The 25506-nt window shown below is 59.2% G+C and carries 20 protein-coding genes; 10 read left to right on the top strand and 10 right to left on the bottom strand.

The window, feature by feature from the left end; translation table 11 throughout:
* Positions 1–144: 144 nt before the first annotated feature.
* The 7 genes from ACZZ0D_RS02770 (at position 145) to ACZZ0D_RS02740 (ending at position 12260) form a co-directional block, all read left to right on the top strand.
* Positions 145–2196 carry a putative bifunctional diguanylate cyclase/phosphodiesterase gene (locus ACZZ0D_RS02770; RefSeq protein WP_053123358.1) on the top strand — a complete coding sequence of 684 codons (2052 nt, stop codon included), beginning with the start codon at positions 145–147 and terminating at the stop codon, positions 2194–2196.
* Between the two features lie 218 nt (positions 2197–2414).
* Positions 2415–3761: an imelysin family protein gene (locus ACZZ0D_RS02765; protein ID WP_053123360.1), complete on the top strand. Its 1347-nt coding sequence runs from the start codon at positions 2415–2417 to the stop codon at positions 3759–3761.
* A gap of 408 nt (positions 3762–4169) precedes the next feature.
* On the top strand, positions 4170–5597 hold the full coding sequence (locus ACZZ0D_RS02760) for a di-heme oxidoreductase family protein (RefSeq protein WP_463552410.1): 1428 nt from the start codon (positions 4170–4172) through the stop codon (positions 5595–5597).
* A 28-nt stretch (positions 5598–5625) separates the two neighbouring features.
* Positions 5626–6690 carry an imelysin family protein gene (locus ACZZ0D_RS02755; protein WP_053123364.1) on the top strand — a complete coding sequence of 355 codons (1065 nt, stop codon included), beginning with the start codon at positions 5626–5628 and terminating at the stop codon, positions 6688–6690.
* A gap of 14 nt (positions 6691–6704) precedes the next feature.
* Positions 6705–7805, top strand: a complete 1101-nt coding sequence (locus ACZZ0D_RS02750) for a DUF1513 domain-containing protein (protein WP_400755228.1) — start codon at positions 6705–6707, stop codon at positions 7803–7805.
* A 266-nt stretch (positions 7806–8071) separates the two neighbouring features.
* Complete coding sequence (locus ACZZ0D_RS02745; protein WP_212543935.1) at positions 8072–9220, top strand: efflux RND transporter periplasmic adaptor subunit; 1149 nt, start codon at positions 8072–8074, stop codon at positions 9218–9220.
* A gap of 13 nt (positions 9221–9233) precedes the next feature.
* Positions 9234–12260: a multidrug efflux RND transporter permease subunit gene (locus tag ACZZ0D_RS02740; RefSeq protein WP_212543936.1), complete on the top strand. Its 3027-nt coding sequence runs from the start codon at positions 9234–9236 to the stop codon at positions 12258–12260.
* A 487-nt stretch (positions 12261–12747) separates the two neighbouring features.
* Here ACZZ0D_RS02740 and ACZZ0D_RS02735 read toward each other — a convergent pair whose 3' ends face one another.
* From ACZZ0D_RS02735 to ACZZ0D_RS02715, 5 genes are all read right to left on the bottom strand, one after another.
* Positions 12748–12975, bottom strand: a complete 228-nt coding sequence (locus ACZZ0D_RS02735) for a hypothetical protein (RefSeq protein ID WP_463552409.1) — start codon at positions 12973–12975, stop codon at positions 12748–12750.
* 2 nt (positions 12976–12977) lie between these two features.
* Positions 12978–13691, bottom strand: a complete 714-nt coding sequence (locus ACZZ0D_RS02730; protein WP_212546268.1) for a lipopolysaccharide kinase InaA family protein — start codon at positions 13689–13691, stop codon at positions 12978–12980.
* A 4-nt stretch (positions 13692–13695) separates the two neighbouring features.
* Positions 13696–14364: a class I SAM-dependent methyltransferase gene (locus ACZZ0D_RS02725; RefSeq protein ID WP_463552408.1), complete on the bottom strand. Its 669-nt coding sequence runs from the start codon at positions 14362–14364 to the stop codon at positions 13696–13698.
* A gap of 152 nt (positions 14365–14516) precedes the next feature.
* Complete coding sequence (locus ACZZ0D_RS02720; RefSeq protein WP_463552407.1) at positions 14517–15800, bottom strand: sensor histidine kinase; 1284 nt, start codon at positions 15798–15800, stop codon at positions 14517–14519.
* Positions 15790–16473, bottom strand: coding sequence for a response regulator transcription factor (locus ACZZ0D_RS02715; RefSeq protein ID WP_463552406.1), 684 nt, complete (start codon positions 16471–16473; stop codon positions 15790–15792). Before ACZZ0D_RS02715 ends, ACZZ0D_RS02720 begins: the two co-directional genes overlap by 11 nt.
* Before the next feature lie 203 nt (positions 16474–16676).
* On the opposite strand from ACZZ0D_RS02715, the gene ACZZ0D_RS02710 reads away from it, so the two are divergent.
* Entirely contained in the window at positions 16677–18626 is a 1950-nt protein-coding gene (locus ACZZ0D_RS02710) for an LTA synthase family protein (protein WP_463552405.1), read from the top strand.
* A gap of 54 nt (positions 18627–18680) precedes the next feature.
* Entirely contained in the window at positions 18681–19424 is a 744-nt protein-coding gene (locus ACZZ0D_RS02705) for a phosphatase PAP2 family protein (protein ID WP_463552404.1), read from the top strand.
* A gap of 373 nt (positions 19425–19797) precedes the next feature.
* Here the strand turns inward: ACZZ0D_RS02705 and groL are convergent, their stop codons facing one another.
* The 4 genes from groL to ACZZ0D_RS02685 all read right to left on the bottom strand — a co-directional run bounded on the left by groL (position 19798) and on the right by ACZZ0D_RS02685 (position 23321).
* Positions 19798–21444, bottom strand: coding sequence for a chaperonin GroEL (groL, locus tag ACZZ0D_RS02700; RefSeq protein ID WP_053123383.1), 1647 nt, complete (start codon positions 21442–21444; stop codon positions 19798–19800).
* 50 nt (positions 21445–21494) lie between these two features.
* Positions 21495–21788, bottom strand: coding sequence for a co-chaperone GroES (locus ACZZ0D_RS02695; protein ID WP_007916610.1), 294 nt, complete (start codon positions 21786–21788; stop codon positions 21495–21497).
* Positions 21789–22047: 259 nt separating this feature from the next.
* Positions 22048–22524 carry an FxsA family protein gene (locus ACZZ0D_RS02690; RefSeq protein ID WP_159815384.1) on the bottom strand — a complete coding sequence of 159 codons (477 nt, stop codon included), beginning with the start codon at positions 22522–22524 and terminating at the stop codon, positions 22048–22050.
* A 65-nt stretch (positions 22525–22589) separates the two neighbouring features.
* Positions 22590–23321, bottom strand: coding sequence for a HugZ family pyridoxamine 5'-phosphate oxidase (locus ACZZ0D_RS02685; RefSeq protein ID WP_400755538.1), 732 nt, complete (start codon positions 23319–23321; stop codon positions 22590–22592).
* 164 nt (positions 23322–23485) lie between these two features.
* Here ACZZ0D_RS02685 and ACZZ0D_RS02680 point away from each other — a divergent pair, with 164 nt between their 5' ends.
* Complete coding sequence (locus ACZZ0D_RS02680) at positions 23486–24244, top strand: SDR family oxidoreductase (RefSeq protein WP_053123391.1); 759 nt, start codon at positions 23486–23488, stop codon at positions 24242–24244.
* 132 nt (positions 24245–24376) lie between these two features.
* Here ACZZ0D_RS02680 and apbC read toward each other — a convergent pair whose 3' ends face one another.
* On the bottom strand, positions 24377–25471 hold the full coding sequence (gene apbC / locus ACZZ0D_RS02675) for an iron-sulfur cluster carrier protein ApbC (protein WP_212546272.1): 1095 nt from the start codon (positions 25469–25471) through the stop codon (positions 24377–24379).
* Between the last annotated feature and the right edge of the window lie 35 nt (positions 25472–25506).

The raw sequence follows: 25506 nt of genomic DNA, 5'->3' as shown, positions 1-25506 counted from the left end.
TCGGGCGAAGACGCCACAGAGCAGCATTTCGGCCAACGCCACGGGTAATTCATTCGGGGCCTGATTGTCCCTTTGACTGCCAACACGGGATTGCCAATACTCATGGCAACTTGACGCTACCCGCACGGATTAAGGAATAACCCTTTGAAGCTGGAACTCAAGAACAGCTTGTCGGTGAAGTTGCTCCGGGTCGTGCTCCTGTCGGCATTGATCGTCGGCGTGGTCTTGAGCTGCGCGCAGATCGTTTTCGATGCCTATAAAACACGTCAAGCGGTTGCCGGCGACGCCGAACGCATCCTCGACATGTTCCGCGACCCCTCGACCCAGGCGGTTTACAGCCTCGATCGGGAGATGGGCATGCAGGTGATCGAGGGCCTGTTCCAGGACGACGCCGTGCGCCAGGCCTCCATCGGTCATCCCAACGAAGCCATGCTCGCGCAGAAATCCCGCGACTTGCAGCATTCCAACAGCCGTTGGCTGACCGACCTGATCCTCGGTCAGGAACGCACCTTCACCACGCAACTGGTGGGGCGCGGGCCCTATAGCGAGTATTACGGCGACTTGAGCATCACCCTCGACACCGCCACCTATGGCGAAGGTTTTATCGTCAGCTCGGTGATCATTTTCATCTCCGGCGTATTGCGCGCACTGGCCATGGGTCTGGTGCTGTATCTGGTCTATCACTGGCTGCTGACCAAACCGCTGTCGCGGATCATCGAGCACCTCACCGAGATCAACCCCGATCGCCCCAGCGAACACAAGATTCCGCAGCTCAAGGGCCACGAGAAAAACGAGCTGGGCCTCTGGATCAACACCGCTAACCAGTTACTTGAATCGATCGAACGCAACACCCATCTGCGCCACGAAGCGGAAAACAGCCTGCTGCGCATGGCCCAGTACGACTTCCTCACGGGTTTGCCGAACCGTCAGCAATTGCAGCAGCAACTGGACAAAATCCTGGTCGACGCCGGCAAGCTGCAACGCCGCGTTGCGGTGCTGTGTGTAGGACTGGACGATTTCAAAGGCATCAACGAACAATTCAGCTACCAGACCGGCGACCAACTGCTGCTGGCGCTGGCCGATCGCTTGCGCGCCCACAGCGGCCGCCTCGGCGCCCTCGCCCGTCTGGGTGGCGACCAGTTCGCACTGGTGCAGGCCGATATCGAACAGCCTTACGAAGCGGCGGAACTGGCGCAAAGCATTCTGGATGATCTGGAAGCGGCGTTTGCCCTCGATCATCAGGAAATCCGTCTGCGCGCGACCATCGGCATCACGCTGTTTCCGGAGGATGGCGACAGCACCGAAAAGCTGTTGCAGAAAGCCGAGCAGACCATGACCCTGGCCAAGACCCGCTCGCGCAACCGTTATCAGTTCTACATCGCCAGCGTCGACAGCGAGATGCGCCGTCGCCGCGAGCTGGAAAAAGACCTGCGCGATGCCTTGCTGCGCGATCAGTTCTACCTCGTCTATCAGCCGCAGATCAGCTACCGCGATCACCGCGTGGTCGGTGTCGAAGCGCTGATTCGCTGGCAACATCCGGAACACGGTCTGGTACCGCCGGATCTGTTTATTCCACTGGCGGAACAGAACGGCACGATCATCGCGATTGGCGAGTGGGTGCTGGATCAGGCCTGCAAGCAATTGCGCGACTGGCACGATCAGGGTTTCGCCGACCTGCGCATGGCGGTGAACCTGTCCACCGTGCAATTGCACCACGCCGAGCTGCCGCGCGTGGTCAACAACCTGCTGCAGATGTACCGCTTGCCGCCGCGCAGCCTGGAACTGGAAGTCACCGAAACTGGCCTGATGGAAGACATCAGCACTGCTGCGCAACACTTGTTGAGCCTGCGCCGTTCCGGTGCGCTGATCGCCATCGACGACTTCGGTACCGGTTATTCATCACTGAGTTATCTGAAAAGTCTGCCGCTGGACAAGATCAAGATCGACAAGAGCTTCGTCCAGGATCTGCTTGATGACGACGACGATGCGACCATCGTTCGCGCGATCATTCAACTGGGCAAAAGCCTTGGCATGCAGGTGATTGCCGAGGGCGTGGAAACCGCTGAACAGGAAAGCTACATCATTTCCGAAGGCTGCCACGAAGGTCAGGGTTACTTCTACAGCAAGCCGCTGCCGGCGCGTGAGTTGAGCGTTTACCTCAAACAGGCGCAGCGCAGTAACGCGGCCATTTTATAAAAGCAAAGATCGCAGCCTGCGGCAGCTCCTACATTTGCAATGCTTTCCCCTGTAGGAGCTGCCGCAGGCTGCGATCTTTTGATCTGCACCAATCCCAGCGTAAATAAGAAATATTTCCAGCCACAACCCTTTACACATAATGCGAAAGATTTGCATTATGTCGCAGTTTTGCGCACCCCCGCGCCTGTCCCATAAACCACCGAAGCAGGATGTTCGCCATGATTCGTATGCCTCTGGCTACCGCCAGTCTGCTGGCCATCGCTATTTCCCTCGCCGGTTGCGGCGAAGGTAAAGACAAAGCCGCCGCACCGGCCACGCCGACTCCAGCCGCCAGCACCACCGCACCTGCGGCTGCTCCTGCCGCTGCCGGTAAAGTCGACGAAGCCGCCGCCAAGGCTGTGGTCGCGCACTACGCCGACATGGTCTTCGCCGTTTACAGCGATGCCGAATCTACCGCGAAAACCCTGCAAACCGCCGTCGACGCTTTCCTCGCCAAGCCGAACGCCGACACGCTGAAAGCCGCTCGCGAAGCCTGGATCGCTGCTCGCGTTCCTTACCTGCAGAGCGAAGTGTTCCGCTTCGGCAACACCATCATTGACGATTGGGAAGGTCAGGTTAACGCCTGGCCACTGGACGAGGGTCTGATCGACTACGTCGACAAATCCTACGAGCACGCACTGGGTAACCCGGGCGCGACCGCCAACATCATCGCCAACACTGAAATCCAGGTCGGCGAAGACAAGGTCGATGTCAAAGACATCACCCCGGAAAAACTCGCCAGCCTCAATGAGCTGGGCGGTTCCGAAGCCAACGTTGCCACCGGCTACCATGCCATCGAATTCCTGCTGTGGGGCCAGGACTTGAACGGCACCGGCCCTGGCGCTGGTAACCGTCCTGCTTCCGACTACCTCGAGGGCGCTGGCGCCACTGGCGGTCACAACGATCGTCGTCGCGCTTACCTGAAAGCCGTGACCCAACTGCTGGTCAGCGATCTGGAAGAAATGGTCGGTAACTGGAAGCCGAACGTGGCTGACAACTACCGCGCCACGCTGGAAGCCGAGCCAGGCGAAAGCGGCCTGCGCAAAATGTTGTTCGGCATGGGCAGCCTGTCGCTGGGTGAACTGGCGGGCGAGCGCATGAAGGTTTCCCTGGAAGCCAACTCGCCGGAAGACGAACACGACTGCTTCAGCGATAACACGCACAACTCGCAGTTCTACGATGCCAAGGGCATTCGTAACGTCTACCTGGGCGAATACACCCGCGTTGACGGCACCAAGATGACCGGCGCCAGCCTGTCGTCGCTGGTGGTCAAAGCCGACCCGGCTGCCGACACCGCGCTGAAAGCCGACCTGGCTGCCACCGAAGCGAAGATGCAGGTCATCGTTGATCACGCCAACAAGGGTGAGCACTACGACCAGTTGATCGCGGCCGGTAACACCGCTGGCAACCAGATCGTTCGCGACGCCATTGCCTCCTTGGTCAAACAGACCGGTTCGATCGAAGCCGCTGCCGGCAAACTGGGCATCAGCGACCTGAACCCGGACAACGCTGATCACGAGTTCTGATCACAACGTCCGCTTCAAAAAAGGCGACCTTCGGGTCGCCTTTTTCATACCTGCTTCACACGATTCCTTGTGGGAGCGGGCTTGCTCGCGAAGGCGGTGGGTCAGATACAGATGGGTTGACTGACCCAGCGCCTTCGCGAGCAAGCCAACTCCCACCAGTACAGCGGCGTTCGCAATATCGGTACACACCACCAAACCCTGTAGGAGTGAGCCTGCTCGCGATAGCAAAGTGTCAGTTGACGAATTGGTGACTGATACACCGCTATCGCGAGCAGGCTCGCTCCTACAGGGGTTTTGCATAGGCCTTCAGGTTTGCGCTGTATCAAGCAAACGATAATTCCTCTTATTCAAACCCCCTCGCCCTGTTAGACTTTGCGCCTTTATTTTCGCTCGTCCGCAGGATGTCTGATGCCCTCGCTGCCTCTTCGCTTGTTCGCACTGTTCATGGCCCTGGGCCTGAGTGCCTGCGATGACGCCCCGCGTTTCACCAAGGCTGAGCCCGGTGAAGCGCGATCCGGCGGGGCGGCGACTGTGCGCAAGACTGATCAGAACGCGTTTTCCCTGCCGTCGGCCAATCTGCCGCCGTCGCGCCGGGTCGATTTCAGCGTCGGCAACAGCTTTTTCCGCAATCCGTGGGTGATCGCCCCGGCGACCACCACCGCCCGCGATGGCCTCGGCCCGCTGTTCAACACCAACGCCTGCCAGAACTGCCACATCAAGGACGGTCGCGGACATCCGCCGACGCCCGGTGCGTCGAATGCCGTGTCGATGCTGGTGCGCCTGTCGATTCCTGACACACCGGCCTACGCCAAACTCATCGAGCAGGTCGGCATCGTGCCGGAGCCGGTGTATGGCGGGCAGTTTCAGGACATGGCGATCCCCGGCGTCACCCCGGAAGGCAAGGTGCGCGTCGATTACACGCCAGTGCCGGTGCGCTTCAAGGACGGCACCGAAGTCGAACTGCGCAAACCGCTGTTGCAGATCACTCAACTCGGCTACGGCCCGATGCACCCGGACACGCGTTTTTCCGCACGCGTCGCCCCACCGATGATCGGCCTCGGCCTGCTCGAAGCGATCCCCGAAGAAGCCATCCTCGCCAACGCCGCCGCACAGGCCAAAGCGAAAAACGGCATCAATGGCCGGCCAAACCAGGTCTGGAATGACGAACTGCAAAAAACTGTCATGGGCCGATTTGGCTGGAAAGCCGGGCAGCCGAATCTCAATCAACAGAATGTTCACGCGTTTTCAGGTGATATGGGCCTGACGACCAGCCTGAGACCGTTCGATGATTGCACCGACGCGCAAACCGCCTGCAAACAGGCGCCGAGCGGCAATGGCCCGGACGGCGAACCGGAAGTCAGCGATAACATTTTGCGTCTGGTGCTGTTCTACAGCCGTAACCTCGCTGTGCCGGCACGCCGTGGCGTTAACGAGGCAGAGGTCATCGCCGGTAAAAACCTGTTTTTCCAGGCCGGTTGCGACTCGTGCCACACGCCGAAATACACCACCGCCGCCAACGCCGCCGAACCTGAACTGGCCAATCAAGTGATTCGCCCGTACAGCGATCTGCTGCTGCATGACATGGGCGACGGCTTGGCCGACAACCGCACGGAATTTAAGGCCTCCGGCCGCGATTGGCGCACGCCGCCGTTGTGGGGGATTGGCCTGACGCAAGCGGTCAGCGGCCACACACAATTTTTGCATGACGGTCGCGCGCGCAATCTGCTCGAAGCGGTGCTCTGGCACGGCGGCGAAGCGACGGCGGCGCAGCAACAGGTTTTATCTTTCAATGCCGAGCAGCGTGCCGCGCTGCTGGCGTTTTTGAACTCACTTTAAACACTGATAAAAGAATCGGGAGCCCGACATGTTCCGTCCCAAGCTACTGTTCACCAGCCTTGCCGCACTCGCCCTCGGCGCCTGCTCGCCGCAGGATCCGCAAGCGGTCACCTCGGCGGCCATCGCCAAATCGGTGATCCTGCCGACCTACACCCGCTGGGTCGAGGCCGACAAGCAACTGGCCGTCAGCGCCCTCGCCTACTGCCAGGGCAAAGAAACCCTGGAGACCGCCCGCGCCGACTTCCTGCACGCGCAGAAAGCCTGGGCCGAGTTGCAACCGCTGCTGATCGGGCCGCTGGCTGAAGGCAACCGCGCCTGGCAAGTCCAGTTCTGGCCGGACAAGAAGAATCTGGTCGGTCGTCAGGTCGAGCAACTGGTCGTCGCCCAGCCGCAGATCGATGCCGCCGCGCTGGCCAAATCGAGCGTAGTGGTTCAGGGTCTGTCGGCTTACGAATACATCCTGTTCGACGCCAAGCCTGATGTGGCCAACGACGAGCAGAAAGCCAAATATTGCCCACTGCTGATCGCCATCGGCGAGCGTCAGAAGCAACTGGCCGAAGAGATTTTGCAGAGTTGGAACAACACCGACGGCATGCTCGCGCAGATGTCCAAGTTCCCTAACCAGCGCTACGCCGACTCCCACGAAGCGATCGCCGATCTGCTGCGCGTACAAGTCACCGCGCTGGATACCCTGAAGAAAAAACTCGGCACGCCAATGGGCCGCCAGAGCAAAGGCGTGCCACAGCCGTTCCAGGCCGATGCATGGCGCAGCCAGTCTTCGTTGACCGCGCTGGAAGCCAGCCTCACCGCCGCGAAAACCGTGTGGGAAGGCGTCGACAACAAAGGCCTGCGCGGTCTGTTGCCGGCTGAGCAAAAGCCGTTGGCGGACAAGATCGATGCTGCCTATGCTGCCTCGCTGAAACTGTTCGACAGCACCCAGCGCTCGCTCGGCGAAATGCTCGAAGACGACGCCGGTCGTCAGCAACTCAACGACATCTACGACAGCCTCAACGTCGTCCATCGCCTGCACGAAGGCGAACTGGCTAAGGCGCTGGGCATCCAACTGGGCTTTAACGCCAACGACGGTGACTGATGAGGGCAAGTGCCATGCTGCGACGCCAGGCTCTGACTTTAGCTAGTACGCTGCTGGGAGCAGTGACACTGGGCGGCTGGACGCTGTTCAAACGCAAGGATCAGAGCCCGCTGCTGCTGTCGGCGCGCGACGATACCGACGGCAAGCATTACGCCGTCGGCTATCGGCTGGACGGCACGCGGGTGTTCGCTACCGAAGTTGGCCAGCGTTGCCACGACATCATCAACCATCCGACGCAGCCGATTGCGCTGTTCGTCGCGCGGCGTCCGGGCACCGAGAGTTACCTGATCGACCTGCGCGACGGCACGTTGTTGCAGACAGTGACCTCGCAGCCGAACCGGCACTTCTACGGCCACGCCGTGGTGCACAAGGACGGCGAGTACCTGTACGCCACCGAAAACGACACGACCGATCCTGGCCGTGGTTTGCTCGGTGTGTACAAGTTCGAAGGCGAGCGACTGGTGCACAGCGGCGAGATTTCCACCCACGGCCTCGGCCCGCATCAAGTGTCGTGGATGCCTGACGGCGAGACGCTGGTGGTGGCCAACGGCGGGATTCGTACCGAAGCGGAAAGCCGTGTCGACATGAACCTCAGCGCCATGGAGCCGAGCCTGGTATTGATGCAACGCGACGGCACGTTGCTGAGCAAGGAAACCCTCGCCCAGCAGATGAACAGCGTGCGCCATTTGGGTATTGCCAGTGACGGCACCATCGTTGCCGGTCAGCAGTTTATGGGCGCCTCTCACGAGCGTTCGGAGCTGCTGGCGATCAAGCGTCCGGGGCAGCCATTTGTGGCGTTCCCGGTGCCTGAGCATCAGTTGCAGTCGATGGGGCATTACACCGCCAGTGTTGCGGTGCACAGCGAGTTGCGTCTGGTCGCACTGACGGCGCCGCGTGGCAATCGCTTCTTTATCTGGGATCTGGACAGCGGCGAAGTGCGCCTCGATGCGCCGTTGCCGGATTGCGCGGGTGTCGGTGCGGTGCAGGATGGTTTTGTCGTGACGTCTGGTCAGGGCCGCTGCCGCTACTACGATTGCCGTCAGGATGAACTGCTGGCCAAGCCGCTGGAATTGCCGGCGGGGCTCTGGGACAACCATCTGCACCTGATGGCCTGATACCCATAGTTAAAGTTAACGCCGTACCTGTGGCGAGGGGATTTATCCCCGTTCGGCTGCGCAGCAGTCGCAAAACCATCCGACACGGTTTAACAGACAGACCGCGTTCGCAGGTTTTGGGGCGGCTTCGCCACCCAACGGGGATAAATCCCCTCGCCACAGGGGGTCATGTCGTCTGAAGTGTAAAAAGTGGCAGTTGGATTCCCTGCCGCTCTCGGAGTAATGTTCGGGCCTGTCTCACCTGATTTATCCAAGGAAATGGAAATATGCTGCGTCGCCGCATGCTGATCATGTTGGGTGTTGTCTTGTTGATCGTCCTGGTCTTGGGCGGCTACAAAGCCTTTTCGATCTACACAATGATCCAGGGCTTCTCCAAACCGAAACCGCCGATCAGCGTTGCCGTGGCCACTGCCGCCGAGCGCCCGTGGCAGATGCGCTTGCCCACCGTCGGCACGCTCAAGGCGCTGCAAGGCGTCGAGCTGAGCCTGGAAGTCGCCGGCACCGTCACCGAACTCAAATTCGAATCCGGGCAGAAGGTCAAAGCCGGGCAACCGTTGCTGCAACTCGACAGCGCCGTCGAAACTGCCCTGCTGGAAACCGCCAAGGCTGATCTGGGCCTCGCGCAACTGGACTTCGGCCGTGGCGCGCAACTGGTCGACAGCCGCGCCATCTCCAAAGGCGAGTACGACCGCCTCTCCGCCGTGCTGCAAAAGAACAAAGCCACGGTCAATCAGCTCAACGCCTCGCTGGCAAAAAAACGCATCCTCGCGCCGTTCAGCGGCACCATCGGCATCCGTCAGGTCGACATCGGCGACTACCTCGCCAGCGGCACCAAAATCGCCACGTTGCAGGATTTGAGCAGCCTCTACGCCGACTTCTACCTGCCCGAACAATCGGTGCCGAAACTGGCCATCGGCCAACCGGTGCAAATCTCGGTCTCGGCTTATCCGGGGCAAAACTTCGCCGGCAAGATCAGCGCGATCAACCCGATCGTCGAAAGCACCACGCGCAACATTCTGATCCGCGCCACCCTGGCCAACCCGGACGGCAAATTATTGCCGGGCATGTTCACCAGCCTTGAAGTGTTGCTGCCCGATCCGCAAAAACACATCGTCGTGCCGGAAAGCGCGATCACCTACACCCTCTACGGCAACTCGATCTATGTGGTCGGGCAGAAGAAAGCCGAGGACGGCACGGTCGAAAAGGATGACAAGGGCCAACCAGTACTGATCGCCGAGCGGCGTTTCATCGAAACCGGTGAGCGCCGTGATGGCCTGGTGATGATCAACAAGGGCGTGCAGAGCGGCGAAGAAGTAGTGACGGCTGGCCAGATCAAACTGGACAACGGTGCACGCATCGCCATCAGCGACGACAAGACCCTCGGCGAGCAGAACAGTCCGCCTCGCGCCGACTGATCAAGGAATCCCCATGGCTTTTACCGATCCGTTCATCCGCCGCCCGGTGCTCGCCACCGTGGTCAGCCTGTTGATTGTGTTGCTCGGCTTCCAGGCCTGGAGCAAGTTGCCGCTGCGCCAATACCCGCAAATGGAAAACGCCCTGATCACGGTGACCACCGCCTACCCCGGAGCCAACGCCGAAACCATTCAGGGCTACATCACCCAGCCGATGCAACAGAGCCTGGCCAGCGCCGAGGGCATCGATTACATGACCTCGGTCAGTCGGCAGAATTTCTCGGTGATCTCGATCTACGCGCGTATCGGCTCGAACACCGACCGCTTGTTCACCGAGTTGCTGGCCAAGGCCAACGAGGTGAAAAACAAGCTGCCGCAGGACGCCGAAGACCCGGTGCTGAGCAAAGAATCCGCCGACGCCTCGGCGCTGATGTACATCAGCTTCTTCAGCAAGGACTTGAGCAACCCGCAGATCACCGACTACCTGTCGCGGGTGATCCAGCCAAAACTGGCAACGCTGCCGGGCATGGCCGAAGCGGAGATTCTCGGCAATCAGGTGTTTGCCATGCGCCTGTGGCTCGACCCGGTGAAGCTCGCCGGTTTCGGCCTCAGCGCCGCCGACGTGACCAACGCCGTGCGCCAGTACAACTTCCTCTCCGCCGCCGGCGAAGTGAAAGGCGAGTACGTCGTCACCAGCATCAACGCCAACACCGAACTGAAATCCGCCGAAGCGTTCGCCGCCATTCCGCTCAAGGTCAGTGGCGACAGCCGCGTGCTGCTCAGCGATGTCGCGCGGGTGGAAATGGGCGCGGAAAACTACGACTCGATCAGCTCGTTCGGCGGCACGCCGTCGGTGTATATCGGCATCAAAGCCACGCCGGGGGCCAACCCGCTGGACGTGATCAAGGAAGTGCGCAAGCTGATGCCCGAGCTGGAAGCGCAGCTGCCGCCGAACCTGAAAAGCGAGATCGCCTACGACGCCACGCTGTTCATTCAGGCCTCCATCGACGAAGTGGTGAAAACCCTGTTCGAAGCGGTGTTGATCGTCATTGTGGTGGTGTTCCTGTTCCTTGGCGCATTGCGCTCGGTAGTGATCCCGGTGGTGACCATTCCGCTGTCGATGATCGGCGTGATGTTTTTCATGCAGATGATGGGTTACTCGATCAACCTGTTGACGCTGCTGGCGATGGTGCTGGCGATTGGTCTTGTGGTGGACGATGCAATTGTCGTGGTGGAGAACATCCACCGGCACATCGAGGAAGGCAAAACGCCGTTTGACGCGGCGCTTGAGGGCGCCCGGGAAATCGCCATGCCGGTGGTGTCGATGACCATCACCCTGGCGGCGGTGTATGCGCCGATCGGTTTTCTCACCGGCCTCACTGGCGCGTTGTTCAAGGAGTTCGCCCTGACGCTGGCCGGGGCGGTGGTGATTTCCGGGGTCGTCGCCCTGACCCTGTCGCCAATGATGTGCGCCTATCTGCTGCGCCACGAACAAAACCCCAGCGGCCTCGCCCATCGTCTCGACCGCATCTTCGACGGCCTCAAGCGCCGCTACCAGCGCACGCTGCACGGCACGCTGAACACGCGGCCGGTGGTGCTGGTGTTTGCGGTGATCGTGCTGTGCCTGATTCCGGTGTTCCTCAAGTTCACCAAATCGGAACTGGCGCCGGACGAAGACCAGGGCATCATTTTCATGATGGCCAACGCGCCGCAACCGACCAACCTCGATTACCTGAGCACTTACACCGACGAATTCATCAAGATCTTCAAGGAATTTCCGGAGTACTACTCTTCGTTCCAGATCAACGGCTACAACGGCGTGCAGGCGGGCATCGGCGGTTTCCTGCTGAAGCCGTGGAACGAGCGCAGCCGCACGCAGATGGAAATTCTTCCCGAAGTGCAGGGCAAACTCGAAGGCATTCCGGGCCTGCAGATTTTCGGCTTCAACCTGCCCTCCTTGCCTGGCACCGGCGAAGGCTTGCCGTTTGAATTCGTGATCAATACGGCCAACGATTACGAGCTACTGCTGCAGGTGGCTGACCGGATCAAGAAACGCGCAATGGAGTCGGGCAAGTTCGCCTTCGTCGACCTTGATCTGGCGTTCGACAAACCGGAAGTGGTGGTCGACATCGACCGCGCCAAAGCCGCGCAGATGGGCGTGTCGATGCTCGATTTGGGCAGCACGCTGGCGACGCTGCTGGGCGAGGCGGAAATCAATCGCTTCACCATTGAAGGGCGCAGCTACAAGGTCATCGCGCAGGTTGAACGGCCGTATCGCGATAACCCGGACTGGCTGAACAACTATTACGTGAAGAACACCCAGGGCGAGCTGTTGCCGCTGTCGACATTGATCAAAGTCACCGATCGTGCGCGACCGCGACAACTCAACCAGTTCCAGCAACTCAACGCGGCGAAGATTTCCGGTTTCCCGCTGGTCAGCATGGGCGAAGCCATCGACACCGTGCTGCAGATCGCCCGCGAAGAAGCGCCGGCCGGGTTTGCCTTTGACTATGGCGGCGCTTCGCGGCAGTTCGTGCAGGAAGGCAGCGCGTTGTGGGTGACGTTTGCCTTGGCACTGGCGATCATTTTTCTGGTGCTCGCGGCGCAGTTCGAGAGCTTCCGTGATCCGCTGGTGATTCTGGTGACGGTGCCGTTGTCGATCTGCGGGGCGCTGATTCCGCTGTTTCTTGGCTGGTCGAGCATGAATATCTACACGCAGGTTGGGTTGGTGACGTTGATCGGTTTGATCAGTAAACACGGGATCTTGATCGTCGAATTCGCCAACCAGTTACGCAAGGACAAAGGCCTGACCGCGCGTGAAGCGGTGGAGGAAGCGGCGGCGATTCGTTTGCGTCCGGTGCTGATGACCACGGCGGCGATGGTGTTTGGCATGGTGCCACTGATTCTGGCGACTGGTGCGGGTGCTGTGAGTCGATTCGATATCGGCATGGTGATCGCGACGGGGATGTCGATCGGCACGCTGTTCACCCTGTTTGTATTGCCGTGCATCTACACCCTGCTGGCAAAACCCGATCCCAAGTAACACCGATATCCCCTGTGGGAGCGGGCTTGCTCGCGAAGGCGGTGGGCCAATTAATGCATATGTCGACTGACACACCGCATTCGCGAGCAAGCCCGCTCCCACATTTTGACCTACGCACGCTGTTTGTATTGCGGTGCATTCCCACTCTGCTGGCAAAACCCGATCCCAAGTAACACCGATATCCCCCTGTGGGAGCGGGCTTGCTCGCGAAGGCGGTGGGCCAATTAATGCACATGTCGACTGACACACCGTCTTCGCGAGCAAGCCCGCTCCCACATTTTGGCCTGTGTGCGGCAATAAGATCGGGTTGCCGTGCATCTACACCCTGCTGGCAAAACCTGACAAAGCTTAAGATCAAAAGATCGCAGCCTTCGGCAGCTCCTACATTGGAATGCATCTCTGTAGGAGCTGCCGAAGGCTGCGATCTTTTGATTCTCAAAAAAAAGGCCTCGCATCTGCGAGGCCTTTTATTTTGGCTTCAATCGGTTCAACTTTGCGGCCTCATTCCCTGTGCCATCCCAAACATGAACAGCAATAAATCATGGTCGGGTTTGGTCGCCACGGCGGCTTTCGCCACCCGTGGTATTGCGCAGTGCTCGCCCTCTACGGACGCACCGATGACCTGCATACGTGGCTGCTCCCAGGCAGCCACCGCCAATGAAGCAACTGCCAAGGCCCCTACCAGGAACAAACCTCGTGCAATTTCTAGTTTCATCGCTATAAACCTTTGATAGCGCTGCCAAACGCCGTCTCGTAAAAGTAGACGAGTTTCTTCCAGTCAGCATCGCTGAACGACGAATGGCGGCGCATTTGTTTCATGTCATGGGAGGCGGCGCGATAGGCGGTCAGACGCTGACGGCACTTCTCCAGATCGATCAAGGCCACTTCAACCTTGGCCGAATCCCCTTCGCCGGTCACCCGTACAAAAACGTGTTTGATGTAGATGCAGCTGTGCTGCCAACGGCCCTTGTGCATGCGCGCCATGTTCTCGGCGAGGTCTTTGAGCACGCGCTCATACACCGCTTCGCCGTACTGCGCACGACCACCGGCGGCTTCCCACTTTTCCAGCTCGTCGAAGCCATCCAGCGACTTGGTGACCAGCAGTGCACGCCACTTGTATTGCGGATCAGGCTGGGCACCGCAGAACACAATCTCCGGCACACGTACACCGAGCTTGCTGACGCCGGTCAGGGCATCCAGTTCACGCAATACGGTCGGACGGCCAAACGGGTGCAGCCAGCTACGATAAATGTGGCCGGTCTGACGCTTGGCATACAGCAGTTGACCATCACGCCCCACGACTCGCTGAACACCACTTTGGCCACCACGGCGGACATTGGGTTCTTCTACCCATTCGCCTTGCTGGTTCCAGTAGTAGTCGAAACGATCCTGCGGAGCGACGTCCGTCTCAGCTGCAAATTGCACTGCAATCCTGCTACCTCTTGCGTAATACGTAGACCCGCCACATCGCGTATAGCGGGATAAAATCCAATTGTTCCTGAATGCGGAAACCGGCGGCTTCGAATTCTTTCTCGACCGTAGCGGCCGGTAACACAAAACGGTTCTGGTAACCTTCCTGCCCACGTTTTGCCTCGGAGCGCTTGCGCTTCCAGGACTTGAAATTGCCGTCCACCCACAGCGAAATAATCACGCTGTCACGGGTCACACGCTCGAATTCACGCAGGATCGCCATCCGATGCTCGGTTTCACCGATGTGGTGCAGCAGGCGCATGCAGAAAATGCTGTCAACGGCGTTGTCCGGCAAGGCGATGTCGAACGCTGATGTGTGCAAGGGTTGTACCCGTTTCACCACATCGGCCGGTTGCGCCTGCATCGCGGTCTTGATCATTGATTCGGAGTTGTCCGCACCGATAATCACCCGATTCGACTTTTCCGCCAGCATCGGCCAGAAACGGCCTGCACCGCAGGGCAAATCCAGCACCAGCCCCGGCTCGCCGGCCAGAGTCAGCGCCTTGCGAGCCAACTGAACATCGCGCCAATGAGACAAACGGCGCCCGAGATTGGCTTGATGCTTGTGCAGATATTTCTGCGCATGGTTGTCGTCGTACTTTTCGGAAAAATCGAGCTTGATCGGGCCGGCCATCACCAGGACTCCTGAATTACTGATGCCCCCACCTTAGGGATGGGGGTGTCAGTGTCAGGTCATCCAGTTGTGAAAATTTCGTTCGGTAAACCGACAAACTATTACAGAGTTATACAGGATTTAGACAGGTAAGCGGGAGTGGCGCCGAGCCACTAGCCGCCTCTAACTTTGCCCAGAACTACTTCGAAGCGGCAGCCATTGGGCTCCATCGTACTCAAGCTGACTGTCCAGCCTTGGTTTTCGCAGATGCGTTGCACCAAGGACAAACCAAGCCCCAAACCCTCACCGCGCTTTTCTGCGCCACGGACGAAAGGCTGGAACATGGCTTCGCGTTTTTCCTCCGGAATACCCACGCCCGAGTCCTCGACCACAAAGCCGTTGCCGTTCAGCGTCAGCTGGATAAAGCCCTGCTCGGTGTAGTGGCAGGCGTTGCGCAGAAGGTTGCCCATCACCGCCGTCAGCAACGTAGCGTTGTAACGGGTGTCCGGCGGGTTACCCGGTTCGAACTGCAGTTTCAGGCCTTTGCTTTCGATCGGCTCGCGCCATACGCAGAGCAGGCTGTCTGCCACTTGCGCAAGATTCTGTTGCGGCGCCGCGCCCGCGTCTTCGCGCTGGGCGCGGGCAAGCATGAGAAAGGTCTGTACCAGTTCACGCATCTCTTCACTGGCGCGGGCGATGCGCTCGACCTGCGAACGGCCGCGTGCGTCGATCGCCGGGTTTTCCAGCAGCAGCTCACAGGAGCTGGCCAGAACCATCAACGGTGTGCGCAGCTCATGGCTGACGTCGCTGGTGAACAATCGCTCACGCGTCAAAGCCTGACGCAAACGCCCCAGCGTGGCGTCGAACGCCACTGCCAGTTCACCGACTTCGTCAGCGGCATAATCCGGCGCCAACGGTGGCGCCAGCCCGAGCAACTGGTCACGATGGCGAACTTGCCGCGCCAAGCGCACCACCGGCGCCATCACCTTGCGCGCGAGCACCCAGCCAAGGAACACCGCCAGCGCCAGACTGAGCACAAAGCCCACCAGCACCACGGCGAACAGCACTCGCTCGCGCTCTTCGAAATCACTCTGATCCTGCAGCAGCACATAACGCCGACCGTCGACGATCTCGACCATCGCGTGATACGACAGCTGCTCGCGGAAAACTTCGTGGAAACCGGAATCAAGGTGACGCAGATCTTTCGGCAACTCGAAATCGCCCGGCCCGCCGCTGAAATAGAACAATTGATCCGGCTCAGGGCGATGGCTCCAGTCCGAAACGTTGTCCATCAACAGTAAGCGCTGCAAGTCGCCGCCCAGGCCCGCCGAAATCAGTTTCTCTTCGACCAGGTGCACAGTCGCAACGATGCCCATGGCAAAAGCGCCCGCCACCAGCGCGCTCATCAACGCAAAGGCGATGATGATCCGTTGAGAAAGGCTTTGCTTAAACTCCATCACGCCCCTCGGCCAGTCGATAACCCACGCCGTGCACGGTGTGCAGCAATGGCTTGTCGAAAGGTTTGTCGATCACCTGGCGCAATTGGTGGACATGACTGCGCAAGCTGTCGCTGTCCGGGCAATCGTCGCCCCACAGCGCTTCTTCAAGAATTTCGCGACGCAGTACGTGCGGGCTCTTTTGCATCAGCACCGCCAACAGCTTGAGGCCAACCGGGTTGAGCTTGAGAAACTTGCCATCGCGGGTCACTTCCAGCGTGTCGAGGTCGTAGCTCAGATCGCCGACCTGCAAGGCCCGGCGCCCGCCACCTTGGGTGCGGCGCATCACCGCTTCTACTCGCGCGGCCAGTTCGGACAACGCGAACGGTTTGATCAGGTAATCGTCGGCACCGGACTTGAAGCCCTGCAACCGGTCATCGAGTTGATCGCGGGCAGTGAGCATGATCACCGGTGTGTCGCGGCGGGCATCTTCACGCAGGCGCTTGCACAGGGTGTAGCCGTCGATCCCCGGCAGCATGATGTCGAGAATGATCAGGTCGTAATGTTCGGTTGCGGCCAGATGCAGGCCTGACAACCCGTCCTGCGCGCAATCGACGGTATAGCCTTTGAGGCCCAGATAATCGGCCAGATTGGCCAGGATGTCGCGGTTGTCTTCGACCACTAGAATTCGCATGGGCACCTCTTCCGTACACAGTAACGGCCGTCATGGCCCGGGCAGCTTAAGGCCAACGCGGGCTCAGGGCCAGCGCTGAACGCCACGTATATCGACGCGTTCAACCAAATTTAATCCTTAACAAGTTTTTCACTATCGGTTCACAACCTGACTACAGTGACAACGTGACACTCCCGCGCCATTAGATATAAGGAATGTAGACAATGGACTCTTTCAAGATGGCGCCCTTGCGCCTTCTGCTGCTGATCACTGGCGTTTGGCTGGTGATCTTTTCCGCGACCCGCGCCGTTCTGCTGCTGACTCATCTGGATGAGGCCGGAGGCGGGGCCTTTTCCGTATTCGGCATCGGCCTGCTGTATGACCTCGGTTTCCTCGCCTATGCGGCGTTGCCGATGGGCCTGTATTTGCTGCTGTGCCCGCCAGCCTTGTGGCGCCGTCGCGGCCATCGCTGGTTCCTGCAAGGGCTGTTCACCGTCAGCCTGTTCGCCATGCTTTTCGTTTCGGTGGCCGAGTGGCTGTTCTGGGACGAGTTTGGTGTGCGCTTCAACTTCATCGCCGTCGACTATCTGGTGTATTCCGATGAAGTGCTGAACAACGTGCTTGAGTCGTACCCGATCGGCACGCTGTTGAGCATCATCGCGTTGCTCGCCGTTGCCATCAGTTTTGCCCTGCGCAAGCCGTTCAATGCTGCGCTGGACGCACCGTTGCCGCCACTGCGCGGACGTCTGCTGAATGCCTTGGGCTTGCTGATTGTCGCGGGTCTGAGCCTGCAACTGCTCAGCCAGGACGCGCCGCGTGCAAACGGCGGCAACGCTTATCAGAACGAACTGGCGAGCAACGGCCCTTATCAATTCTTCGCCGCGTTCCGTAACAATGAACTGGACTACACCCAGTTCTACAAAAGCCACGCACCGGCTGTGGTGGCCCAGCAAATTCGCGCTGAGCTGAACGAACCCAATGCGCGCTTCATCGGCGAAGATCCGCAAGACATCCGCCGCATGATCGATAACCCCGGCACTGCGCGTACACCGAATATCGTCTTGGTGACCATTGAAAGCCTCAGCGCCAAGTACCTGGGCAGCAACGGTGACGAGCGTAATCTCACGCCAAATCTGGACGCCCTGCGCAAACACAGCCTGTACTTCAACAATTTCTACGCCACCGGCACCCGCACCGATCGCGGGCTGGAAGCCATCACTTTGGCCATTCCGCCAACGCCGGGCCGTTCGATCGTCAAGCGCATCGGTCGTGAAAGTGGTTTCGCCAGCCTTGGTCAGCAGTTGAGTGCGGTCGGCTACGACAGCGTCTTCGTCTACGGCGGCCGTGGTTACTTCGACAACATGAACGCGTTTTTCAGCGGGAACGGTTACCGCGTTGTCGATCAGAGCAGCGTCGATGAGGCGGACATTCACTTCAAGAACGCCTGGGGCATGGCCGACGAGGATCTGTACAAGCAGACGCTGAAACTGGCCGATGCTGACTACGCCAAGCAGCAACCGTTTTTGTTGCAGTTGATGACCACCTCCAACCACCGCCCGTACACGTACCCGGAAAACCGCATCGACATTAAATCCGGCAATGGTCGTGATGGCGCGGTGAAATACACCGATTACGCGATCGGTCAGTTCCTTGAGCAGGCGCGACAGAAACCGTGGTTCGACAACACGATCTTCATTTTCGTCGCCGACCACACCGCGGGCAGCGCCGGCAAGGAAGACCTGCCGATCGCCAACTACCAGATCCCGCTGTTCATCTACGCGCCGAAGCTGATCGAGCCTCGCGAAAATGCTCAACTGGCCAGCCAGATCGACCTTGCGCCGACGCTGCTGGGCTTGCTGAACATGGACTATCAGTCGACGTTCTTCGGTCGCAACTTGTTGCAGGACAATCCGCTGCCGCCGCGCGTAGTGGTTGGCAACTACCAGCATCTGGGTTTGTTCGACGGCAAGGATCTGGCGATCCTCAGTCCGCGTCAGGGCCTGCGTCGGCATGACGATGCGTTGAGCGAAAGCCGTGAATCCCGGGCAACCAGCGATGATCCGCTGATCAGCCGCGCAATCACCTATTACCAATCTGCCAGTTATGGCTACAAGCAACAGCTGCTTGGCTGGAAAGCACCCAAGGAGGGTGCTCCGCAAGTCAGCGAACGTTAATCGAAGCGCCCCGGGCTGATGCTCCGGGGCGTTTTCTTTTATTCAGGATCCAACATGTCATCAAACGTTGTACGTCCCACCCCTCGCCCGCTGAACTGGTGGATATGCCTGGGCATACCTGCCGTTGCGGCGATCGCTCTGGTGTTGCTGGAGCTGACCGATCTGGACATGAATCTGGCCCGGCTGTTTTATGACCCGGCGGCCGGCGACTTTATTGGCCGGCACAGCTACTTCCTCGAAAACATCCTTCACGATCGCGCCAAAGAGGTGGTGATCGCGTTTTCGGTGTTCGCCGTTATTGGCTTTATTGCCGCGTTTTTCGTTGAGCGACTGAAACCGTTCAAGCGTGAACTGGGCTGTCTGGTGCTGTCGCTGGGGCTGGCGACTTCGTTCGTTACGCCGATGAAAGCGGTGACGGCGGTGCAATGCCCGTGGAGCCTTGAGCAGTTTGGCGGCCATGAGACTTACAGCAAGCTGATGGAACATCGTCCGCAGACCGACAAGCCGGGGCGTTGCTGGCCGGGTGGGCATGCAGCGACAGGGTTCACGTTGTTTGCACTGTTTTTCGTACTGCGTGATCGCCGTCCGCGTCTGGCCAAACAGGCGTTTATCTTTGCCTTTGCCTTGGGTTCGGTGTTCTCGATCAGCCGGATGATGCAGGGCGCGCACTTCTTTTCGCACAACGTGTGGACGGCGATTTTCTGCTGGCTGATTTGTCTGGGGTCATATTACTGGGTGCTGTATCGCCCGGCGGTGAGGGCTGAGGCAGTCGTCAAAGCACAACCAATCAGCGCCTGAAATACAAACCAACTGTGGGAGCGGGCTTGCTCGCGAAGGCGTCGGTTCAGCCAACATAAATGTTGAATGACACACCGCTTTCGCGAGCAAGCCCGCTCCCACATGGGTTATGTGTGAAGCTGAAAATTGGACTGATTTGTCTGGGGTCGTATTACTGGGTGCTGTATCGCCCGGAGGTGAGGGCTGAGCACAACCAATCAGCGCCTGAATGGAGATCAAAAGATCGCAGCCTTCGGCAGCTCCTACAGATGTTCGCGATCCCCTGTAGGAGCTGCCGAAGGCTGCGATCTTTTGCCTGTGATCTTTTGAAGGACAATAAAAAACCCCGCTGACTTGCGTCAGCGGGGTTTTTCGTTTCGGGGGTAAGGCTGGCTTACATCATGCCGCCCATGCCACCCATGCCGCCCATGTCTGGCATGCCGCCGCCAGCGCCGCCGTCTTTCTTCGGCGCGTCAGCGACTGCAGCTTCGGTGGTCAGGATCAGACCGCCGATCGACGATGCAGCTTGCAGAGCGGAACGAGTCACCTTGGTCGGATCCAGGATGCCCATTTCGATCATGTCGCCGTATTCGCCAGTTGCAGCGTTGTAACCGAAGTTACCGGTGCCGTTCTTGACTTCGTTGACCACAACACTTGGCTCGTCGCCGCTGTTGGCAGCGATCTGACGCAGCGGTGCTTCAACAGCGCGACGCAGAACAGCGATACCGACGTCCTGATCAGCGTTGTCGCCTTTCAGGTCGTTCAGGGTTTGCAGAGCGCGGATCAGCGCAACGCCACCGCCAGGTACCACGCCTTCTTCAACGGCTGCACGGGTTGCGTGCAGGGCGTCTTCAACGCGGGCTTTCTTCTCTTTCATTTCTACTTCGGAACCAGCGCCAACCTTGATCACTGCAACGCCGCCGGACAGCTTGGCCAGACGCTCTTGCAGTTTTTCACGGTCGTAGTCCGAGGAAGTTTCAGCAGCCTGGGCACGGATCTGAGTGATGCGCGCCTGGATGTCTGCTTCAACGCCAGCACCGTCAACGATGATGGTGTTTTCCTTGGAGATGCTGACCTTTTTAGCGCTACCCAGGTTTTCCAGGGTTGCTGCTTCCAGGCTCAGGCCGATTTCTTCGGAGATAACGGTACCGCCGGTCAGAACAGCGATGTCCTGCAGCATGGCCTTGCGACGGTCGCCGAAGCCTGGAGCCTTGACGGCTGCGACTTTAACGATGCCACGCATGTTGTTCACAACCAGAGTCGCGAGGGCTTCGCCTTCAACGTCTTCGGAAACGATCAGCAGTGGACGGCCGGCTTTGGCAACGGCTTCCAGTACTGGCAGCATTTCGCGGATGTTCGAGATCTTTTTGTCGACCAGCAGGATCAGCGGGCTGTCCAGCTCGGCAACCATGGTTTCTGGCTTGTTGACGAAGTACGGGGACAGGTAGCCACGGTCGAACTGCATGCCTTCAACAACCGACAGTTCGTTTTCCAGGCCAGTGCCTTCTTCAACGGTGATCACGCCTTCTTTACCGACTTTTTCCATGGCTTCGGCAATGATGTCGCCGATGGAGCTATCGGAGTTGGCGGAGATGGTGCCGACCTGAGCGATTGCCTTGGTGTCAGCGCAAGGCTTGGACAGGTTCTTCAGCTCTTTGACGATAGCGATGGTCGCTTTGTCGATACCGCGCTTCAGATCCATCGGGTTCATGCCGGCAGCGACGGCTTTCAGGCCTTCGTTGACGATCGACTGAGCCAGAACGGTAGCGGTAGTAGTACCGTCACCAGCGTCATCGTTGGCACGGGAGGCAACGTCTTTGACCAGCTGCGCGCCCATGTTTTCGAAACGGTCTTCGAGTTCGATTTCTTTGGCGACGGAAACGCCGTCCTTGGTGATGGTCGGAGCGCCGAAGCTCTTCTCGATGATCACGTTACGGCCTTTCGGGCCCAGAGTCGCTTTTACTGCGTCAGCCAGGACGTTGACGCCCTTGAGCATTTTTTTACGGGCGGAATCGCCAAACAGAACTTCTTTAGCAGCCATGATCGATATTCCTTAAATACTTTGTAGTAGCGGGAAAATGAACGGGGGTATCAGCCTTCGATAACAGCGAGGATTTCGTTCTCGCTCATTACCAGCAGGTCTTCGCCGTCGACTTTCACTGTGTTGCTGCCGGAGTAAGGACCGAACACAACCTTGTCGCCTTCTTTAACGGACAGTGCGCGCACTTCGCCGTTTTCCAGAGCTTTGCCCGGGCCTACAGCGAGAATCACACCGTGGTTGGCTTTTTCAGCAGCCGAACCTGGCAGGACGATACCGCCAGCGGTTTTCTTTTCTTCTTCGCTGCGACGGATTACGACGCGGTCATGCAGAGGACGAAGCTTCATTGTCGATCTCTCCTAATTGTGGTTTTCATCGGCCGGTGTAGTCCCGGCGGGTTTAACAAATCCGGCCTTCGCCGGTTGCGCCTCGTCGAGCGAGACGCGGAAGACTGACTGGCGCAAATGCCAGAAACCTTTCGGTGACCGATACATAAGGGCGCATAAGCTTATTACAAGGGCGAGGCGAAAAAAATTTCGCGGATTCTGCGGACAAAATCAGCCCCAAACGAACACGGCACCCGAAGGTGCCGTGTCGATACAGACGTTACTTGGGATCGCGGTGTTCGAACTCGCCTTCGATCACATCACCCTCGCGGCCCAGAGGCTGACGTGGCGCAGGGCCGCCACGCGGTTGCAGGTCGTCAGCAAAGGCGCGCTGGCGGATCGCCTGTTCTTCGGCGCGCTGGCGCATTTTGTTCGCCAGCAAACGACGCGTGAACGGCAGCAGCATGACCAGACCGACGACGTCGCTGATAAAGCCCGGCAGAATCAGCAGACCACCGGCCAGTGCCAGCATCAGGCCTTCGAGCATGGTTTGCGCAGGCAGTTCGCCGCGGTTCAGGCTTTCACGGGCACGCAGTGCCGTGGCCAGACCGGCGACGCGCAGCACGAACACACCGAACATCGAGCCGACAATGATCAGCAGCAGGGCCGGGAAAAACCCGATAGCCCCTGCCACTTTGACGAATACGAACAGCTCCAGCACCGGAAACAGCAGAAAGAGCAACAGAAAAGGGCGCATCAAAGTTTCCTCAACGCAAGAAATGCCTTGCAGTAAGCCTTAGATGACGTCGGCCTTTCGTGAATTCAAGCGTCGGCCACTTCATTTTTTGGCCAGACCTCGGCGTGAGCCAGAGAAACCAAGGCTTCGCGCACTTGTGTCGGCGTATTACAAGGTGCTGGGAACGGCAGCCAGTACAGCGCCTGACCGATGCGCAGGTGCATGCCCTCGGTGTCGATGCCCGCCAATTGCGCCGGCACGGTTTTCGGCAGACCGGCAAGGTCGACGTAGTGCGCGATGGCTTTGGCGTGGTCGCTGTTCATGTGCTCGACCATGCTGATCTCGCCCTTGCCGGCGAACGGGTTGGCCAGCGTCACTTGATCGATCCAGTGAATCGCGCCGAAACCGCCGATGTAACGATGGCGCACCGGGGTCAGCACCCAGAAATCGAAATCGTGGGCCTTGTGGTAGTTCTGCGAATCCGGGAAGTAGCGGTAGTAACGCTCGGCGGCGGCTTCAATCGCAGCGCTGTCCTCGAGCTTTTGCGCTTCGGCGAGATAGGTCAGGCGACCAACGGCTTGCACGTCGTCGGCTTCACGCTCACCCACCAACAGCGAGCATTTCGGGTCTTTCTGCAGGTTATGGGTGTGCTGGGCGATGCGGCTGATGAGGATCAGCGGGCGGCCCTGCTCGTCGAGGCAGTACGGCACCACGGAGCCAAACGGAAAACCGGGCATCGATTTGGAGTGCGTCGACAGCACTCCACGGTATTCCTTGAGAAGCAATTCTCGGGCATTCTTGGCCACTTCAACGCTCAATTTATGACTCCTTAAATAGAATCCGTCGAAAAAACGGACAGGCGCCCGGAAGAAAGTTTCGGTCACGCCATCGGGCAATTCTCATGTGCAAACCAGCCACGGCCGGTGCAGATCGGGAGTCGCTAACAATAAAAACTACTCAGACCTGCTATCGGGGCATGCGAATGCAACTCAACGACAAAGTAATCATTATCACTGGCGGTTGCCAGGGTTTGGGCCGCTCCATGGCCGAGTATTTCGCTGGCAAGGGCGCGAAGCTTGCGCTCGTCGACCTCAATCAGGAAAAACTCGACGACGCGGTCGCGGCGTGTAAAGCCAAGGGCGTCGAGGCGCGCAGCTATCTGTGCAATGTCGCCAATGAAGAACAGGTCGAGCACATGGTCGCTCAGGTGGCCGCCGACTTCGGTGCGATTCACGGCCTGATCAACAACGCCGGGATCCTCCGTGACGGCCTGCTGTTGAAGGTCAAGGACGGCGAGATGACCAAGATGAGCCTGGCACAGTGGCAGGCCGTGATCGACGTCAACCTGACCGGCGTGTTCCTGTGCACCCGTGAAGTGGCGGCGAAAATGGTCGAGCTGAAGAACAGCGGCGCGATCATCAACATCTCGTCGATCTCGCGGGCGGGCAACGTTGGCCAGACCAACTATTCCGCAGCCAAGGCTGGCGTGGCAGCGGCGACGGTGACTTGGGCTAAGGAATTGGCGCGTTACGGGATTCGCGTGGCGGGGATTGCGCCGGGCTTCATCGAAACCGAGATGACCTTGGGCATGAAGCCGGAAGCGCTGGAGAAGATGACCTCGGGGATTCCGCTCAAACGCATGGGCAAGCCGGAAGAGATCGCGCATTCGGCGGCGTATATCTTCGAGAACGACTACTACACCGGGCGGATTCTGGAGATGGATGGCGGGTTGCGTATATAACCCACACCGCAAAACCAACTGTAGGAGTGAGCCTGCTCGCGATTGCGGTCATTCATTCAACAAATCTGTTGAATGTTATTCCGCTATCGCGAGCAGGCTCACTCCTACAGGGTTATCAGTGTTGCGGATGTATCAATCGTCGCTGATGGTGATGTTCGGCATCGCCGGCGATGCCGCTTCCTGCAACACAATCCGCGCGCCAACGTGGCGGGCCAGTTCCTGGTAGACCATGGCAATCTGGCTGTCCGGCTCGGCGATCACCGTTGGCTTGCCGCCATCGGCCTGTTCGCGGATCAGCATCGACAACGGCAGCGAAGCCAGTAGCTCAACGCCGTACTGCGTCGCCAGTTTCTCACCGCCGCCCTCACCGAACAGATGCTCGGCATGCCCGCAGTTCGAGCAGATGTGCACGGCCATGTTTTCCACCACGCCCAGCACCGGAATGTTGACCTTGCGGAACATTTCCACGCCTTTGCGCGCGTCAAGCAGGGCCAGATCCTGCGGCGTAGTGACGATTACCGCCCCGGCCACCGGAACCTTCTGCGCCAGGGTCAGCTGGATATCGCCGGTGCCTGGCGGCATGTCGATGACCAGATAATCCAGATCGCCCCACGCGGTTTGCGTGACCAGTTGCAGCAATGCGCCGGAAACCATCGGGCCGCGCCAGACCATCGGCGTGTTGTCGTCGGTGAGGAACGCCATCGACATGACTTCAACACCGTGGGCCTTGAGCGGCACGAACCACTTCTGATCCTTGACCTCTGGGCGGGTGCGCTCGGGAATGCCAAACATGATGCCTTGGCTCGGGCCATAGATATCGGCGTCGAGAATGCCGACCTTGGCGCCTTCACGGGCCAGCGCCAGCGCGAGGTTGGCGGCGGTGGTCGACTTGCCCACACCGCCCTTGCCGGAGGCCACGGCGACCACGTTCTTGACGTTGGCCAAGCCCGGGATCTGCGCCTGCGCCTTGTGCGCGGCGATCACCGTGTTGACTTCAACCCTGGCAATCACCACGCCGTCGAGGTTTTCGATGGCCAGTTGCAGCAATTGCGCCCAGCCGCTCTTGAACAGACCGGCGGCGTATCCGATTTCCAGCTGCACATTGACGCGATCACCGACGATCTCGATGTTCTTCACGCAACCGGCGCTGACCGGATCCTGATTCAGGTAAGGGTCGGTGTATTGGCTGAGGACGGCTTCCACCGCTGCGCGAGTGACGGCGCTCATGGGCAACTCCGATAACAAGACTGGGAAAAGATGGT

This window comes from Pseudomonas sp. AC193 (assembly GCF_979258075.1).
The sequence above is the reverse complement of the archived record's forward strand: the minus strand, read 5'-3'. Positions and strand labels throughout refer to the sequence as shown.